Source organism: Paraburkholderia sediminicola (assembly GCF_046026895.1).
In the GTDB taxonomy this organism is placed as follows: Bacteria; Pseudomonadota; Gammaproteobacteria; order Burkholderiales; family Burkholderiaceae; genus Paraburkholderia; species Paraburkholderia sediminicola_C.
Window position 1 is genome coordinate 23,218 of record NZ_JAQQEU010000068.1, and the last position, 16,446, is coordinate 39,663.

16 protein-coding genes and 3 pseudogenes are annotated in these 16,446 nt (G+C 62.0%); 14 read left to right on the forward strand and 5 right to left on the reverse strand.

Annotation, left to right across the window (positions count from 1 at the left end; genetic code table 11):
- The first annotated feature begins 30 nt into the window (after positions 1-30).
- Complete coding sequence (locus PQR02_RS31535; RefSeq protein ID WP_408240951.1) at positions 31-1,677, forward strand: oleate hydratase; 1,647 nt, start codon at positions 31-33, stop codon at positions 1,675-1,677.
- Between the two features lie 3 nt (positions 1,678-1,680).
- Positions 1,681-2,562 (forward strand): annotated as a pseudogene (locus PQR02_RS31540) (NRAMP family divalent metal transporter); the annotation flags it as partial.
- Between the two features lie 33 nt (positions 2,563-2,595).
- Here PQR02_RS31540 and PQR02_RS31545 read toward each other — a convergent pair.
- Positions 2,596-3,111 (reverse strand): flavodoxin family protein, encoded by a 516-nt coding sequence (locus PQR02_RS31545; protein ID WP_408240954.1) that lies wholly within the window; start codon positions 3,109-3,111, stop codon positions 2,596-2,598.
- 221 nt (positions 3,112-3,332) lie between these two features.
- Between PQR02_RS31545 and PQR02_RS31550 the strand changes: the two genes are divergently transcribed.
- From PQR02_RS31550 to PQR02_RS31580, 7 genes are all read left to right on the forward strand, one after another.
- A complete protein-coding gene (locus tag PQR02_RS31550) occupies positions 3,333-4,169 on the forward strand; it encodes a universal stress protein (protein ID WP_408240957.1) in 837 nt (278 codons plus the stop codon).
- Positions 4,170-4,205: 36 nt separating this feature from the next.
- Positions 4,206-4,712, forward strand: coding sequence for a universal stress protein (locus PQR02_RS31555; RefSeq protein WP_408240960.1), 507 nt, complete (start codon positions 4,206-4,208; stop codon positions 4,710-4,712).
- Positions 4,709-5,536, forward strand: a complete 828-nt coding sequence (locus PQR02_RS31560) for a universal stress protein (RefSeq protein ID WP_408240986.1) — start codon at positions 4,709-4,711, stop codon at positions 5,534-5,536. Before PQR02_RS31555 ends, PQR02_RS31560 begins: the two co-directional genes overlap by 4 nt.
- 271 nt (positions 5,537-5,807) lie before the next feature.
- Positions 5,808-7,154 carry a PAS domain-containing sensor histidine kinase gene (locus PQR02_RS31565; RefSeq protein ID WP_408240963.1) on the forward strand — a complete coding sequence of 449 codons (1,347 nt, stop codon included), beginning with the start codon at positions 5,808-5,810 and terminating at the stop codon, positions 7,152-7,154.
- Positions 7,151-7,801: a response regulator gene (locus PQR02_RS31570; protein ID WP_408240966.1), complete on the forward strand. Its 651-nt coding sequence runs from the start codon at positions 7,151-7,153 to the stop codon at positions 7,799-7,801. The genes PQR02_RS31565 and PQR02_RS31570 overlap by 4 nt, the downstream gene beginning before the upstream one ends.
- Positions 7,802-8,093: 292 nt before the next feature.
- Positions 8,094-8,453: a response regulator gene (locus PQR02_RS31575; protein WP_408240969.1), complete on the forward strand. Its 360-nt coding sequence runs from the start codon at positions 8,094-8,096 to the stop codon at positions 8,451-8,453.
- Positions 8,446-9,234 (forward strand): helix-turn-helix domain-containing protein, encoded by a 789-nt coding sequence (locus PQR02_RS31580; RefSeq protein WP_408240989.1) that lies wholly within the window; start codon positions 8,446-8,448, stop codon positions 9,232-9,234. The genes PQR02_RS31575 and PQR02_RS31580 overlap by 8 nt, the downstream gene beginning before the upstream one ends.
- Before the next feature lie 69 nt (positions 9,235-9,303).
- Here the strand turns inward: PQR02_RS31580 and PQR02_RS31585 are convergent, their stop codons facing one another.
- Positions 9,304-9,588: a DUF1488 family protein gene (locus tag PQR02_RS31585; protein WP_408240992.1), complete on the reverse strand. Its 285-nt coding sequence runs from the start codon at positions 9,586-9,588 to the stop codon at positions 9,304-9,306.
- A gap of 227 nt (positions 9,589-9,815) precedes the next feature.
- Between PQR02_RS31585 and PQR02_RS31590 the strand changes: the two genes are divergently transcribed.
- The 3 genes from PQR02_RS31590 to PQR02_RS31600 all read left to right on the forward strand — a co-directional run bounded on the left by PQR02_RS31590 (position 9,816) and on the right by PQR02_RS31600 (position 11,109).
- Positions 9,816-10,151, forward strand: a complete 336-nt coding sequence (locus PQR02_RS31590) for a c-type cytochrome (protein WP_408240972.1) — start codon at positions 9,816-9,818, stop codon at positions 10,149-10,151.
- A 69-nt stretch (positions 10,152-10,220) separates the two neighbouring features.
- Entirely contained in the window at positions 10,221-10,595 is a 375-nt protein-coding gene (locus tag PQR02_RS31595) for a DUF3564 domain-containing protein (RefSeq protein WP_408240975.1), read from the forward strand.
- A 37-nt stretch (positions 10,596-10,632) separates the two neighbouring features.
- On the forward strand, positions 10,633-11,109 hold the full coding sequence (locus PQR02_RS31600; protein ID WP_408240995.1) for a hypothetical protein: 477 nt from the start codon (positions 10,633-10,635) through the stop codon (positions 11,107-11,109).
- A 24-nt stretch (positions 11,110-11,133) separates the two neighbouring features.
- Here the strand turns inward: PQR02_RS31600 and PQR02_RS41105 are convergent, their stop codons facing one another.
- Positions 11,134-11,268 (reverse strand): DUF2964 family protein, encoded by a 135-nt coding sequence (locus PQR02_RS41105; protein ID WP_494478100.1) that lies wholly within the window; start codon positions 11,266-11,268, stop codon positions 11,134-11,136.
- A gap of 180 nt (positions 11,269-11,448) precedes the next feature.
- On the opposite strand from PQR02_RS41105, the pseudogene PQR02_RS31605 reads away from it, so the two are divergent.
- Both PQR02_RS31605 and mgtA read left to right on the forward strand, forming a co-directional pair.
- Positions 11,449-12,116: pseudogene (locus tag PQR02_RS31605) on the forward strand (SagB/ThcOx family dehydrogenase).
- Positions 12,117-12,161: 45 nt separating this feature from the next.
- Positions 12,162-14,759: a magnesium-translocating P-type ATPase gene (gene mgtA / locus PQR02_RS31610; protein ID WP_408240978.1), complete on the forward strand. Its 2,598-nt coding sequence runs from the start codon at positions 12,162-12,164 to the stop codon at positions 14,757-14,759.
- Positions 14,760-14,925: 166 nt separating this feature from the next.
- On the opposite strand, the pseudogene PQR02_RS31615 reads toward mgtA, so the two are convergent.
- Positions 14,926-15,072: pseudogene (locus tag PQR02_RS31615) on the reverse strand (AI-2E family transporter); the annotation flags it as partial.
- Between the two features lie 467 nt (positions 15,073-15,539).
- Positions 15,540-16,446, reverse strand: a 907-nt coding sequence (locus tag PQR02_RS31620; protein WP_408240981.1) for a hypothetical protein, incomplete at its 5' end; no start/stop codon positions are given.

The following is a 16,446-nucleotide window of genomic DNA, read 5'->3' on the forward strand; positions in this document are numbered from 1 at the left end:
TGCACGGCGATCATCTTCCGGGGACCACACATGAACAATCCAGAACACCTTGCCACGCACCCCGCCGGGAATATCATCCGGGACGGCGCGGCCACAGCCGGGCATTTCAATCTCGTCGGCGGCGGCATTGCGACACTGGCGGCCGCCGCGTTCCTGATCCGCGACGCCGATGTGCCCGGCTGCAACATCACGATCTTCGAGGCGCTCGACAGACCGGGAGGCAGTCTCGACGGTGCCGGCTCGTCACAGAAAGGCTACGTCGTGCGCGGCGGCCGCATGCTCGAAAGCAAATATCTGTGCACGTACGATCTGTTCGACTCGATTCCGACACTGGACGGCCGTAGCAGCGTCACGAAAGAAATTTTCGACTGGAACAGCACGATCCGCACCGCTTCGAAAGCGCGGCTCGTGCGTAATGGCCGGCGCGACGACGCGCCGCCTTATGAGCTCGACGAGAAGCATCTGCTCACGCTAGGCCGCCTTTCGATCGAACCGGAAGCCCTGCTTGGCGACAGCCGGATTTCCGACCACTTCGAGCCGGACTTTTTCGCAACCAACTTCTGGATCATGTGGTGCACGACCTTCGCATTCCAGCCGTGGCACAGCGCCGTCGAGTTCCGCCGCTACCTGCTGCGCTTCGCGCATATGACGCCGGGCTTCAACCAGCTGCACGGCATCATGCGCACGGTCTACAACCAGTACGACTCGATGGTGCGGCCGTTGCGCAAGTGGCTCGACGAACACGGCGTGCAATTTCGCGCCAACACGCGCGTCGTCGATCTACGGTATGACGAGAGCGGCGAGCTGAACCGGGTGGTCGGTATCGCCTGCGAACATGAGAACCGTCGCGTCGAGGTTCCGGTCGACGAGCAGGACAAGGTCATCGTCACGCTTGGTTCGATGACGGCCGGTTCGAGCCTCGGCGGCACGAACCGGCCTGCCGTGCTCGATCATGACGAGCGCAGCGGCGCGTGGGCGCTCTGGAAAACCATCGCGGCAGGCCGAGCCGAATTCGGCCATCCATCCGTTTTCGCCGATCACGTCGACGAGTCCAGGTGGCTCTCCTTTACCGCGACGCTGCACAATCCGACGCTGTTCCGCCTGGTCCGCGATCTGACTGGCAACGTCCCTCGCGAAGGCGGCCTGATTACGTTCCCGCAATCGAACTGGCTCGCCTCGATCGTGCTGCCGCATCAGCCGCATTTCATCGGTCAGCCGAAGGACGTCGAGGTGTTCTGGGGTTATGGGCTCTTTGTCGATCGCCCCGGCAATTTCGTCGGCAAGCCGATGGCCGAATGCACGGGCCGCGAAATCATGACGGAGTTGCTCGGCCATCTGCACATTCAAACCGAAGCGGCGCGCATTCTCGACGACGCAATCTGCATTCCGTGCCTGATGCCATTCATCACCAGTCAGTTTCTGCGGCGCAGGCACGGCGACCGGCCTCAGGTGGTGCCCGACGGTTGGGCGAATCTCGCGTTCGTCGGACAGTTTTGCGAGTTGCCGAACGACGTGGTGTTCACCGTCGAATATTCGGTGCGCTCCGCGCAGACGGCCGTATATACGTTGCTGGGTTTGAACCGGTCCGCGCCAGCGGTGTACAAAGGTCAGCACGATCCGCGCGTGGTCTATGGCGCGGTCTCGGCGTTGCGCGACCGCGCTTTGCACAACCGGTAGGGGCACCTGCTGACCGTTGGCCTCGTGTTCGCCATGTTGCTATTACAGATCTTCGTTCCGTAGCATCGCTACGTGTTTTTTCTGAAGTGGCTGACCATGTCCCTGCTTGCCTACGCGGCCGTGCTGTTTGTCGTCCATGTGCCGTGGCGCGATGTGGCGCAGCGCACGTTCTGGCCGCGCTTCACCGTGGATGCGAACGCGGCGGCGGTCATCGTCGCGGTGTTCGGCACGACGATCAGCCCGTATCTGTTCTTCTGGCAGGCCTCCGAAGAGGTCGAAGACATGCCTGCCCATCCAGACGGCGCAGACGGCGCGCCGCTTGTGAGCGATCCGCGCGCAGCGCACACGGAACTGCGGCGCATCCGCCGGGATACGTGGAGCGGCATGCTTTATTCCGATCTCACCGCCTACTTCATCATGCTCGTCACTGCAGTGACGCTGCACGTCGCAGGGGTGACCGACATCACCACCGCCGCACAGGCGGCCAGCGCGCTGCGCCCGCTTGCCGGCAACTTCGCGTATCTGCTGTTCGCGCTCGGCACACTCGGCGTGTGATTCATCGGGGTGCCGGTGCTGGCGGGATCGGGCGCCTATGCGTTGGCTGAAGCGATGGGCTGGCAGGAGGGGCTCGAGCGCAAGCTGCGCGATGCGCGCGGTTTCTACGGCATCATCGCGGTGAGCGTGCTGGCCGCGCTGGCGATCCGGTTCTCGTCGATCAATCCGATGAAAGCGCTATTCTGGAGCGCCGTGGTCAACGGCGTTGTGGCTGTGCCGTTGATGGTGGTGATTCTGCTGCTCGTGTCGAAGCGCTCTGTGATGGGCGCGTTCACCGCAAGCCGGTTGCTCGTCGTGCCCGGCTCGATCGCTACCGTGATAATGGGCGCCCGATGCTGCTGCCGGCCTGAACGGCGCTCGGGCTCAGCAGGTCCATTCCAGCGCTTCATAGTGGGCGAGATGGCGTTTCAGTTCGCTCACGAACAGCACCAGCGACGCGGCCACCACGCCGCGTTGCACTTCAGTGGCGCGCACCTTGCACTGTGCGACCGGCGCTCGGTCGGCCAGCCCGCGCATTTCGTCGAAGGCGACTTGACTGCCGAGCCCCCCGAAGCTGCAAAAGAACGCCACATGTCTGAATCTGGTGCGGTTCTCGCGCAGATACGCACGGACCGGCGCGGACACCGAGCCGGCCCATACCGGAGTCCCCACCACAACGAGGTCGTATTGCGCGGTATCCAGCCCTGCCGGGACGATCTCGGCTGGCCGCTTGCGCCACGAGTCGACGAGACAACGCAGATACCCCAAAACACCGCGACGCTCGGTCAAATCGCAGATTTCTTCGCTATCCGCGGACAGCATCCTGGCGAGCGTGGACGCCAGCATACGCGTGGTGCCGGTGCGGGAAAAGAAAACGACCAGAACACGGGGATCAGACATGACTCGCTCCTCCAGAGGGAAATACGCGGCCGCCAGCCCGGCCGCGTCGCATGTCGGAGAGCATAGGCGGCACAGCGCCTTGGGGCATGATCTGGGTCAAACACCACTTTCACGCGCCGCGCCGGTACCGCCGTTGATCTGCATCAACGCGGCCGCCGCCATCGTATCTAGACTCAAGCTCACCTGTTCGCGCGTCAACTTCCTTTCCCGGAGCGACTGCCATGAGTTACAAAACCATCGTTGTTCATCTCGACAACAGCCAGCGTGCGCACCCGCGGCTCGAAATTGCGCTGCGCCTCGCCAAACAGTTCGACGCGCATCTGACCGGCGCGTTTGCCGTCTTCAGCCCGGATCCCCGCTCGCTGTATGTGATGGCGGGAACCGCGCAGTACTACGCCACGCATGAAGAGATTCGCGCTGAGCGGCGCGCGGCGCTGGAACGGCTCTTTCACGCCGAACTGCGGCGCGCCGGCGTGGCGGGCGAATGGGTCGCCCTGGACGAGCCCGCCAGTCTCGCCATACCCCGCGCGGGCCGCTGCGCGGATCTCATCGTGGCCGGCCAGGACGACCCGAAGGATCCGGAATCGTATGTCGGCGACTTCTTTCCCGAGAACCTCATTCTGTCGAGCGGCCGCCCGGTCCTGCTGGTGCCCAATGCAAGCAATGAACGGTCAACCGGTGACCGGGTGCTGGTCGCGTGGGACGGCAGCCGCGAAGCCACGCGCGCCGTGCACGACGCGCTGCCATTCATGCGGAGCGCGCAAAGCACCACGATCCTCAGCGTCAACGCCGCGCACGAAGGCGAGCGCGCCCGCATTCCCGGCGCGGATATCGCCACCGTGATTGCACGCCATGGCGTAGCTGTAAAGGTCGAGAACATTGAAACCGGACCGGGAGGATCGGTCGGCGAGGTGCTGCTCTCCCAATTGGCCGACAGCGGCGCCGATCTGCTGGTGATGGGCGCCTACGGCCATGCCCGCTGGCGCGAACTGGTGATGGGCGGCGCCACGCGCACGATTCTGCGCTCGATGACCGTGCCGGTGCTGATGTCGCACTGAGTCGGCACCTTCTCTTCCTGTTCCGGAGTGTTCGCCATGTACAAACGGATTCTGGTTGCCGTCGACGGCAGCGCAACCTCGGCGCGCGCCCTGACTGCCGCAATCGAACTGGCGCACGATTCGGGCGCGCGGCTGCAGCCGCTCTACGTCGTCGACGTGCCGTTGATGTCCTACGACGTGCCCGCCTACGACCCGTCATACGTGCGCGACGCGCTCAGCGAGGAGGAGCACGTGCTGGCCGACGCCGCCGCGCTGATGGCCGGCACCGGCGTGAAGCGGCCGACGCGCATGGTCGAAACCGAGCTGATGACGGGCGAAGACATCGCACACCGCATCCAGCGGGCCGCGCAGGAGTTCAACGCCGACCTCGTGGTGATGGGCACACACGGCCGGCGCGGCGTGCGGCGGCTGATGCTCGGCAGCGTCGCAGAACATATTCTGCGCATCGCCACCTGTCCGGTGCTGCTGATCTCCGGGCATTGCGCATCGCCTTCCGCAAACCTTACACAGGCTGCTGGAGCACTCGTCAAGGATCCGTCATGAACTGCAAAACCCTGCTGGTGCATCTCGACGACAGCACGCATAGCGATGCGCGGCTCGACTACGCGTTGCAGATTGCGGCGCGCCACGACGCGCACCTGATCGGACTTTATGTGGTTTGTGAAGAGCTGACAGGGCCGCTCTTCCTTCAGGGAGAGGCGATCTGGAGCGCCGACCTCAAAGCGCATCGCGACGTCAACCTGAAGAGCGCGCATGCGCGGTTCATCGCCGTGGCCCGGCGCGCCGGGTGCAGCGTGGAATGGCGAGCACCGGCCGGCCCCCCGGCCGAAACCGCGACCCTGCACGCACGCCATGCCGATCTGGTGATCCTTGGCCAGGAGGACCTGAAGGACCCGAACGCATATGTCGCGCGCCAGTTCGTCGACGACGTCGTGATGGGTTCGGGGCGTCCGACGATCGTGCTGCCCCACGCTGGACCGGTGCGGCCTCAGATCGAGAACGTGATGATCGCCTGGGATGGCGGCCGCGAAAGCGCGCGGGCTGCGACCGACGCGCTGCCGCTGATCCGCCGCGCAAGTTTCGTCACGGTCATGACAGTGCAGCGTCATCCGCACGACGGCGAACCAGCCGGTTTCAATGTCGCCGCCTGGCTGGCGCGCCACGGTATCGAAGCGAGCTTCACGGCAACGCCCAAGCTGTCTGGCGTCGATACCGGCGTCATGCTGCTCAACATGCTGGCCGACCGCCATATCGATCTGCTGGTGATGGGCGCCTACGGCCACACGCGGGCGCACGAACGGCTGCTCGGCGGCGTCACACGCACCATGCTGCAGTCGATGACGCTGCCCGTTCTGATGTCACACTGAATGGCCGGGCGATACAGAACCGGCGCTCCGACGTCGGGATTGCGGGTAAACGCACATACCGGACAGTCGCACCACTCGTGCGACGCTGGCATGCAGTCTGCGTTTCGCGCAGAATGAGCGCGAACAGCGTCTGTTCGCGACTAACTCCGGCGGTCCGCCGCCACGGAAAGCATGGCAACATACCGTACCGGGATGCTCGCACTACGCGCTGCCGTGGCGACTCATCGGGCAGCGCAACGTGTCCTTGTCCGCCGTTTCCAAAGAGGCGCACATGGCCGTTCGCGATAAGACGTTGCCCCCGCCCGATCCCAACGCACGTGGTCGGTTCGCCGCTTGCGTGACACATCCCGCATTTGCCGCAGCGGCGACCTTTTGTGTGACGTTTGCCGCCATGCTGGCAACGCAACGCTGGCTCGATTCAACGCAGTTTCTTTGCTTCGCCGCCGCCCTTCTTCTGGCGACGAGTTCCTACGTGCTGGTGCGCGCGCGCCGCGATGCTCGACTTGTGGGTGCCGGGGCAAACGCGGACAGTGGCCGGCCCGGCGTGAGCGAAGCCCGCATGATGGCGATCATCCGGTCCTCGATGGAGGCGATCGTCACCATCGACGAACATCAGCGCATAATCATCTTCAATCCAATGGCGGAACAGGTGTTCGGCTGCCCCGCCATGGACGCGGTCGGCGCGCCGCTCGATCGGTTCATCCCCGAGCGGTTTCGCACGGCACACGCGCAGCACGTTGAACAGTTCGGGGTGACCGGCGTGTCGGACCGGCAGATGGGCAAGCAGCGCGTGCTATCGGGTTTGCGTGCGAACGGCGAGGAATTCCCGCTGGAGGCCTCGATCTCGCAGATCCGCGACGGCAACACCCGGCTTTACACGGTGATGCTGCGCGACATCACGGAGCGCGTCAAAGCGGAGCGCGCGCAGCAGCAGGCGCGCGATGAACTGCGCGAGCTCTCGGCCAATTTGCAGAAGATTCGCGAAGAGGAGAAAGCGCGCATCGCGCGCGAACTGCACGATGATCTCGGTCAGCAACTTACCGCGCTGAAAATGGACGTTTCGTCGCTCGAACAGGCGCTGGACACATCGGCGAGCGCGCTGGGGCGTGAACAGCTGCAGAGCATGCGCCGGTTGATCGATGCCACGGTGGCGTCGGTCCGCCGCATTGCCGCCGATCTGCGGCCGGTCATGCTCGACGACCTCGGCCTGATCCCCGCGATCGAATGGCTTTCGAACGACTTCATCAACCGCTACGGCATCGACGTGGAGCGCGACATCGAAACAGGTGACGCGCGTTTCAGCCCGGCGGGCGGCACCGCGCTGTTCCGGATCGTGCAGGAGGCGTTGACGAACGTCGCGCGCCATGCCGATGCCACGACGGTCACGCTGAGCCTGCGCGCCGAGAGTCAGAACTTCGTGCTGCGCATCGCCGACAACGGCCAGGGCGCGCATCGCGCCGCCGATCCAACTGCCAAATCATTCGGCCTGCTCGGCGTTCGCGAACGCGCGCATATGCTTGGCGGAGCCGTCGACATTCATACCGCGCACGGCAAAGGCTTCGTGTTGACCGTCACCGTTCCGTCACAGGCCGTGCAATTGCAGGAGGTGCAAACATGACCCGCGTATTGATCGCCGATGACCATGCGCTCGTACGTGACGGTCTTCGGCATATCCTGCAAGGCGCAAGCGGCTTCGAAGTGGTCGGCGAAGCCTGCGACAGCACCAGCGCGGTCGCACTGATCCGCGAACGCGCCGCCGATGTGCTGGTGCTCGATCTGTCGATGCCGGGCCGCAATGGCGTCGAGCTGATCAAACAGATCAAGGAAGAAAAGCCGTCGCTGCGCATTCTCGTGCTGACCATGCACGCCGAGCAGCAGTACGCGGTGCGTGCATTCAAGGCCGGCGCGTCCGGTTATCTGACCAAGGAAAGCGCGAGCGCGGAACTCGTGACAGCCGTGACCAAAGTGGCTACCGGCGGCGTCTACGTCAGCCTGGCGATGGCCGAGCGGTTTGCCCAGAGTCTGAACGAACCGGCCGATCTGCTCCCGCATCAGCGACTGTCCGACCGGGAGTTCGATGTGCTGAGGCGGATCGCCGCCGGCCAGACGATCACCGAAATCGCGGCCGAACTATGCGTAAGCAGTAAAACCGTCAGTACTTACAAGACGCGCATTCTGGAGAAGATGCAGATGCCGCACGAGGCTGCGCTGGTGCGCTATGCGATGCGTCACAAACTGGTCGGCGACGACGAGGACGACATCTGAACGCCTCTGCCGCCTCTACTTGTAGGCCAAAACGCGGGCGGAGACCCGGCGCCGCGCATCGACTCCGACTTGCCGCGCAGCCCACCCCTCATATACCAGGGATCATCCTGATCCGTCTCCCCCTGATGTAGGCAACGCCCTACACGCCTTCCCACTTACCTACTCGAAGCTCATTCCGCGCTGATTTTATTTTGGGACAGCGCGGCCAATACTTTGAGCCATGAACTCAAGCCCTGAGCGCCCCGCCCTGCGTGTTTTTCTCGTCGACGCTGCCGTATCCGTTCGGTGCCGCATGGCCACGCTGTTCGGCGCACTGGACAGCGTGGAGATCGTCGGCGAAGCCGAAGAGCCCCTGGCAGCACTCGCAGGCATCGAAACTCGCATGGCCGATCTCGTCGTGACGGAGTGGCAACTGAGCGACGGCACTGGCATGGAGTTGCTAGCGTTGCTCGCACAGAGAATGCCGCATCTGATTGTCATGGTGCTGACGAACCATTCCGGCGCCTGGTTTCGGCGCGCATGCCTGACGGGCGGCGCCCATCACTTTTTCGACAAGACCGGCGAATTTGATCTCGCGCTACAAACGATCCAGCGGATCGCCAGCGAACACCGTACGCGCGCCCTTATTCAACGAGGAGCACATCATGTCTGACGTTGCAGCCTATTCCGTCATCTCGCCCACGCGTATTCCTCCGCATGCACCGCCCGCTCCGGGACAGCTGTCGGCAGCCGCGCGAGCGCCGCAGAAAGACGGACAGCGCTGCACGGCCTGCTCCATGCGCTCCATCTGCATGCCGCAGGGCCTGACACCAGCCGAATTGCAACGGATCGAATCGTTCATTTACCCGTCGCGGACCATCAAACAGGGCGAAACGATCTACCGCGCGAACGATTCGTTCCAGAGCATCTATGCCGTGCGCGCGGGCTCATTCAAGACTGTCGTCATGCACCGTGACGGCCGCGAGCAGGTGACCGGATTTCATCTCGCTGGAGATTCGCTGGGGCTGGACGGCGTGTGCTCCGGCCGCCATAGTTGCGACGCCATGGCGCTCGAGGACAGCAAGGTCTGCATCATTCCGTTCCATCTGCTCGAGGCCATGTGCCGGGAGGTCAAGGTCGTCCAGCAACACCTGCACCGGATGATGGGCGGCGAGATCGTGCGCGAGTCGTCACAGATGATGTTGCTCGGCACGATGTCCGCGGAGCAGCGCGTGGCGACGTTCCTGCTGAATCTGTCGGACCGGTTGAGAATGCGTGGGTATTCGCCGGCCGAGTTTCACCTGCGCATGACGCGGGAGGAAATCGGCAGCTATCTGGGGATCAAACTCGAAACAGTAAGCCGGATGCTCTCGAAATTCCAGCGTGACGGATTGGTCGATACACGTGGCAAGGACATCCGGATCCTCGATCACGAGGGCCTTGTGAACGTTTGAGCCGTACCCGCCCGCGATTCGGCGCAAGGCCGTAGGCGTCGCGCTCGCGTGGCGATGCAGACCGAAGAGTCACTCGCAAAAGCGGAAGTAACCGCTGTGCATGAGCACCGGTTTGGCACCGATCTCGTTAAGCAGTCGCCTCACTGCGTGTTCGATTGGATGCCGGTTGGAGTTGAATGCCGCAATAAGATCGTCTTCGCGTAACGAAGCGGCGCCGAAATGATCTTCGAGCGCCTCCGCAGTAATCGCGCACTGCACGCGCGCGCCATCAACTTCGGCCGGAAACGCGACGACGAGATCACGCGCACAATATTCCGGATGTTCCTCGGGAACATGAATCTTCATGACCGCCACCTGATTCGCGGCGCAGGATTTGACGGCGGAGCGGCGTGTCTGCACGCCTACGCGTCGTGCACCACACTTCGAGGCGGCTTGGCTTGTGCGCCGACCACCTGTCATCAGCATAGGAGCCGCGCACGATACGTGAAAGTCAGGTTTTGCGCCGTGGTTGACCGAGGTCAACGGCGGCGAGGTTGCCGCCTCTACACTGAACTCATCCCTCTCGCACAGGAGCGCGTGCCGTGAATGCCTTATGCCGTCACAGTCTGACTGTCTGCGCCGCTTTGGTGCTGGCCAGCGGAGCCGCCCACGCCGAGCTGGAGCCGACGGCGCTCGTCGATCAGCAACACTGCATGTTTTGCCACACACGCGACGCGCCATTCCTTGCACCGTCGTTCCAGCAGATCGCCGAGCGCTACCGCAATGTGCCGAACGCGCAGTTCATGCTCGAACACAAACTGCGCCTCGGCGGCAAAGCGCATTGGGGCGACATGGCGATGCCGCCAGCAGCCGATCGCGGCGGTCCACTGTCGGCGGAGGATGCCCATACGCTGGTGCTATGGGTCTTGAGTCAATGACTCGCCTTTAACTCGCGCGTTTCGCGGTCTGGCTCGATCAAACGGGACCGGATGTTTTGGAGAATTTTCATGCGCCTCACTGTCCACCTCGACACGTTCGATCGTGTCCATCCGATGGCCTTTGCAATCCTGTGGCTCGACAAGGACATGCGGCAGTGGTCCCGCGAAGGTCACTTTGGGCTAGAACTGCCCGAATGGGGCGCGCTGCATGTGGATTGCGGCAATACGCTGGTGTGCGGCCCCCATGACACGACACCCGTATGTGTGCTTGAGGGGCTCGATCTGAACGAATGCAGCGGGCCGTTCGAAGGCGAGACCGGGCGTGCGCAGTGGTGCGCGGACCGGGGCCGCACACTGATGACCGGCCACTGGCATGTGCAATGTATCGACAACGAGCAGATAGAGCCGGAACACGGCCTGTTCGCTACCGGCGATGAAGCGTAAGGCGCGCCGACATTATCAACATTTCGAGGCAACCGTCATGGGACTCAGAACCGATCTTGATGGTGTCCGCCACGCTTACGGACTTTGTTTCGTGCGCGCGCCGTGGGCCTATTTCACTCGTTTGCCACTCGACCAGCAATGGGGCGACGGATGGGAGCGCGTGCCGTATGAGAAACATGCCGGCCCGCCCTACGACGACGCGGCGCACCAGATCCTGACCGTCGCGTTCAACGGGCCGCTGCTGCCGCCCGACGCGGGCTACGACGGCCGCGAGCGTAGCGTCAACGAAATCAATCGCGGGGACGCGCCATGGCTGCGCACGCAGGATTTCATCCGCAACGCGCCCATTCGGATCGCACCAGGCGTGTCGCTTGAAAGATTCGTGGAACTTGTCGAACTGGCCGGGGGCGATGTATTCGCGCCGCTCGGCTGGGGCGCACTGAGACTGGAGCCGATCGAGCCGGCCGGGTCGTCGACGGCTGTGAAGGGCGGCCGCCAGACCGATCTGGCGTGACCGGCGCCGTGCACCCGTCTGCGCTTACAGGTCACCGTCGTGCGTCGAATTGGGCACAAGCACAAAGCAGGCGACGGCGGAAATCAGGGCTGCGACACCGTAGTGAAAGAACGGCGGCTCGTCGAAGATCAAACCGCTTGTAACGCGGCTTGCGAACACCGCCTCAGAGCAGCATGGTCTACCGACGGACCGGTCTGTGCCGTCGTGCTATCGGCTACTCGCGGGACGCATTACGACGCGGTTGACTGAAATCAAACGGGACGGATCTGGTCGCGCTAACTTAAAACGATGCATTGACGCGCCTGCGAAAACATCATCCCATTCCAGGAGGAATCGACCATGACCGCCACGCAAGTGTCAACCTATGAACCGGCGCCCGCCCGTACACCGGCTCCTGTGCGCGGAGAAGTCCCTGCTTTCGTCGAGTTGCCCAAGCCTGATAGGTCCTCAGGCGCGCCGCTGATGAAAGCGCTCGCCTTGCGCGCCAGCACGCGTGAGTTCTCCGACGCGCCGCTTGCACCCGCCGTGCTCGGCGCGCTGATGTTGGCTGCCGGCGGCATCAATCGTCCTGGCACCGGAGGCCGCACGGCGCCTTCTGCGCATGCGTTCAATGAAATAGACATTTACGCGGTGCTGCCGAAGGGCGTCTATCGCTATGATGCGCCGACGCACCGGCTCGTACTTAAACACGCAATCGACGCCCGTAATCTGACGGGCTATCAAGACTTCGTCGGCGATGCGCCTCTGGATCTGGTGTATGTTGTCGACATGTCGCGTCTACTCGAATGCCGGCCCAGCAGCGCGATATCTTGTCTGCCGTTGCAGCGGGAGCGATGGCGCAGAACGTAGCACTTTATTGCGCGTCCGAAGGGCTCGGCTGCGTTGTGGGCGGTTGGATCAATCACCGTTTGCCAGGTGACGCGTTGAAGCTGAACGAAGACGAGTTGCCCATTCTTGCGCAAACCGTCGGCACGCCAGGCACTGCCCTTACATCGCTTGCGGATTGATACGGCCCGAGGCTACCTCCTATGTGGTTCAGGCATTCATCGCAGATGGCCGCAGCGCCTTCGGGCGCAAGTAGCGACTTGCTCGCCGAGTTCGCTCGGGTTTCGCCTGGAGACGCGCTACAGGTGCTGCATGGCGCGCCTGCGGGCCTCACGGCCGACGAAGCGGCGCAACGGCTGCGCACAACGGGCCGCAACCAGGTCGCGCATGAAGTGCGCCACACAATCGCCGGCGAACTCGCCAGCCGGTCGATCAATCCCCTGAACCTTCTGCTGTTGTCGCTGGCAGTAGCATCATCTCTGCTCGGCGATCCACGCGCTGCGATCATGATTTCGCTGATGGTGCTCCTTAGCGTCTCGCTTGGCTTTCTTCAGGAACACCGTTCGAACAAGGCGGCCGACGCGCTGCGCCGAATGGTGCATACAACGGCAACCGTGCGCCGACCTGACACGGGCAATGGACCCGATCACGTGGACGTTCCGATCGATCAGCTCGTGCCGGGCGATGTTGTCCTGCTGTCGGCCGGCGACATGATTCCGGCGGATCTACGCCTGCTCTCCGCCAGGGACCTCTTCATCAATCAGTCGACACTGACCGGCGAGGCCATGCCCCTCGAAAAGGTGGCACAAACTCAGGCGGATGCAGCTGAAACACCCTTCGATCTCCAGAATATCTGCTTCATGGGCAGCGCCGTCGTCAGCGGTATTGGCTGTGGCGTCATCGTGATGACAGGCAGGCGGACGGCCTTCGGCGACGTCGCCGGCATGATCGCCGCGCAACGCGTGCAGACGAGCTTCGACAAAGGCATCACGCGGTTCACCTGGCTAATGATAGGTTTCATCGTGGTGATGGTGCCACTCGTGTTCGTGATCAACGGTCTGTCGAAGGGAAACTGGTTCGAGGCGCTCCTGTTCGCAGTTGCGGTTGCGGTGGGGCTCACGCCTGAAATGCTGCCGATGATCGTCACGGTGAATCTCGCCAAAGGCGCCATGGCGATGTCGCGCAAGAAGGTCATCGTGAAGCGCCTGAACGCGATCCAGAATTTCGGCGCGATGGACGTTCTGTGCACCGACAAGACGGGCACGCTTACCCAGGATCGCGTCATTCTGAAGCGCCATCTGGATCTGCAAGGGAACGAGTCGGACAAGGTACTCGAATACGCTTACCTGAACAGCGCGCATCAGTCCGGGCTCAAGAACCTGCTCGACGTTGCCGTGCTGAAGCACGTCGAACTGGTTGAGCAGCTCAAGGCACACGAGCATTACGTCAAGATCGACGAGATGCCCTTCGATTTCGAACGTCGCCGCATGTCCGTCGTACTCGCACGGGCAGATGACACTCACGTCCTGATCTGCAAAGGGGCAGTCGAAGAGATGTTTGCCGTGTGCAGCCGCTATGCGATTGACAACGATACGGGCGCGCTCGACGACAGCCATTTCGCTGCCGCGAAGCAAACCACTGCTGCGCTCAATGCAGATGGATTCCGGGTCGTCGCGGTCGCATATAAGGAAATGCCTGCGCAACAGACGACCTACTCAGCCGCCGATGAGGCCGATCTGACGCTGCTTGGCTATATTGCCTTTCTCGACCCACCGAAGGAGACAGTCTCAGCGGCGATCGCGACCCTGGAAGCAAGCGGCGTCAAGGTAAAGATCCTGACCGGCGATAACGACATCGTGACCCGCAAGATCTGTCACGAGGTCGGTCTCGGCGTGGATCGCGTGGTGCTCGGAAAAGAACTCGACCAGTTGACGCCAGAGCAACTGGCGGATCTCGCCGAAACTGCGTCCGTCTTTGCGAAGGTCTCGCCGGCACAAAAGGCGTCGGTCATCGACGCACTGCATCGAAAGGGACATGTTGTCGGCTTTCTGGGCGACGGCATCAACGACGGTCCCGCGCTCAAGGCGGCGGATGTCGGTGTGTCCGTCGACAGCGCGGTCGACATCGCAAAGGAGTCGGCCGACATCATCCTGCTCGAAAAAAGCCTTGCGGTGCTGGGCGACGGTGTACTCGAAGGGAGAAAGGTGTTCGGCAACATTACTAAGTACATCAAGATGGGGGCGAGTTCGAATTTCGGAAACATGTTCAGCGTGCTTGGCGCGAGCGTCATCTTGCCATTTCTGCCTATGGCGCCGATTCAGGTGCTCACCAACAATCTGCTATACGACTTTTCGCAAACCACCATCCCGACTGACAATGTGGATGCAGAATATCTGAGGGTGCCGCGGCGATGGGATATCGGCAACATTGTGAAGTTCATGCTAGTGATCGGGCCGATCAGCTCGATATTTGATTACGTAACTTACTTCATGATGCTTCATTTCTTCGACGCATGGGACAGACCGTCGCTGTTCCAGACGGGCTGGTTTGTTGAATCGCTGCTATCGCAGACGTTGATCATTCACATTATCCGTACCGCGAAGGTCCCATTCCTCGACAGTCGGGCGAGCGCCGCATTGATCGCGACGAGTCTCATCATCGCCGCGACCGGAGTCGCCATCCCGTTCACCTGGGTGGGAACATTCCTCGGATTTACCCCGTTGCCTCCGACCTACTGGATCGGTGTCCTTCTGATTCTTGCGAGCTATGCTGTGCTGACGCATCTTGCAAAGATGTGGTTCGTTCGCAGGTTCGGGCTGGATTGAATCATGTACGAGCCGGTACCGACATGATTGCGCAGCTGCGTGACGTGGCTATACACGCACGACGCGCATCTCGCGGCACTCCTGCTACTGGCGTGGTCAATCGGCGTCAGCATAATCGACAATTTCTTGCGCCCGATTCTGATCCAGCGAGTTCTGTACGCCCCTCGAGAATCAGCGCCCATACCATCAGATTCAGGAACGGGACGAAGACCCGAAAACAGAATACAGCCAGCACAGCAACCAGTCCGGCGCGAATCAGTACATCGAGCAACTGTCTGGACTGCACTCGCGCAGATGTTGGCGTGGTCAGCATCGAACCCTCCTCCCATCCCTTTAGAACGCATCCATGCGGATAACGGGCTCGCCGAACAAGCAACGGGGATCGATCGCCGCCCTTCGGGTCTTTCTCCGTTGCCCACGGTGCTAATCCATAATAGACGCGAGTAATTACCCGCGCCTCTTGATCCAGGTCAATCACATCGCTATCGCCTCCCTCCGAAGCTCGCCCGTCTTGACTGACATTCACCGACCCGCAGGAGCACGCTGACCAATTTCTCTCCAGCCGACTGAGCATTGACCTATATCAACCGGATGTCGACTGCGAGCCCTATGCTGCAACCAGTCATGCGTCGGTCGCGAGACCCACGTCGACGGTGTTTGCCCCTATGCAAATCGTCGGTTGAGCGCGTTAGTTATTCAGCAGATGTCGCGATGAATCAGCCCATGAGTCCGGTCTAGGCTAATACACATCAATGCGCGTGTCGGCTGTTCATGACGGTCTCAGATTGCCCGTATCGCCGCATCGATGTTCAGCCCGCCCGGCAGCAGTTCCCGACGCGGGAACCGCACAAGCACAAATGCTCGCACTATGGCGGGATTGCCTGGAATGCGTGCGAACTGGAACTCGATTTCCTGGCCCAACTCACCTCCTTCGGGCTGGACTACATTCATCATGTCGAGGCGCACGCCTTTGCTCTGAACGTAGAGGTGATCGGACGGCGTGGAGAACACATTGCATACACACTCCAGCTCAAGCTCGGCTAGCGTCCCGGGCACTCTGAGGGTGGCAAGTGTTTGCGTATTCTTGTCGATCTGCGCTTGAAGTCGATCCAGCTCGGCTGTTTCGGTAGTTAAAGGCGCGCCGACGACCGCCCGCAGACCCGTGTCCTGCCGTTCCAACAGCGCGACACGCTCCTTGATCAATGCTCGCGATTGCCTCACCAGATCGCGTTGCCTGGCAGCGAGACTTGCAAGGCCTTCCAACGCCAGTTGATCGATCATCCGGCGTGCAATCTCTGCACGCAACGACGCATCGGAATCGCTGCAGATTCTGATGCGATGGTCGCTGAAGCACAGCGTAGTTTGCGGCACGTCATGACGAACAGAGTTCCCTTCCATTGCGACGCCCAATATGTGCCGCTCGGTCATCGCCATCCCGAGGACGGCATATGCTTCAGTCGAATCCGCCTGTTTCTCGAAATAAGCACGCAAGGTTTCGGACCGGCTAAAGGCTTGAGCCAGATCGTCGCGCGTCGCAAAGAAGGCACGAATCGCTGCATCGGACCCCCATGCGTGGGCGTTGGCATCGCGCAGCGGCGGCAGCGAAGCGACAAGATTGTCCGCGTAGCGCAGTGAAATAGTCACCGCACGCGTAAGTTTCTCTTCGCAGTGACGCGCGTACTTTAAT

Coding starts and splice junctions, on each gene's coding strand:
- PQR02_RS31545 (WP_408240954.1), bottom strand. CDS start 3,111: ATGTCTGATCCCCGTGTTCTGGTCGTTTTCTTTTCCCGCACCGGCACC.
- PQR02_RS31580 (WP_408240989.1), top strand. CDS start 8,446: ATGTCTGACGTTGCAGCCTATTCCGTCATCTCGCCCACGCGTATTCCT.
- PQR02_RS31570 (WP_408240966.1), top strand. CDS start 7,151: ATGACCCGCGTATTGATCGCCGATGACCATGCGCTCGTACGTGACGGT.
- mgtA (WP_408240978.1), top strand. CDS start 12,162: ATGGCCGCAGCGCCTTCGGGCGCAAGTAGCGACTTGCTCGCCGAGTTC.
- PQR02_RS31600 (WP_408240995.1), top strand. CDS start 10,633: ATGGGACTCAGAACCGATCTTGATGGTGTCCGCCACGCTTACGGACTT.
- PQR02_RS31560 (WP_408240986.1), top strand. CDS start 4,709: ATGAACTGCAAAACCCTGCTGGTGCATCTCGACGACAGCACGCATAGC.
- PQR02_RS31565 (WP_408240963.1), top strand. CDS start 5,808: ATGGCCGTTCGCGATAAGACGTTGCCCCCGCCCGATCCCAACGCACGT.
- PQR02_RS31550 (WP_408240957.1), top strand. CDS start 3,333: ATGAGTTACAAAACCATCGTTGTTCATCTCGACAACAGCCAGCGTGCG.
- PQR02_RS31595 (WP_408240975.1), top strand. CDS start 10,221: ATGCGCCTCACTGTCCACCTCGACACGTTCGATCGTGTCCATCCGATG.
- PQR02_RS31575 (WP_408240969.1), top strand. CDS start 8,094: ATGGCCACGCTGTTCGGCGCACTGGACAGCGTGGAGATCGTCGGCGAA.
- PQR02_RS31535 (WP_408240951.1), top strand. CDS start 31: ATGAACAATCCAGAACACCTTGCCACGCACCCCGCCGGGAATATCATC.
- PQR02_RS31555 (WP_408240960.1), top strand. CDS start 4,206: ATGTACAAACGGATTCTGGTTGCCGTCGACGGCAGCGCAACCTCGGCG.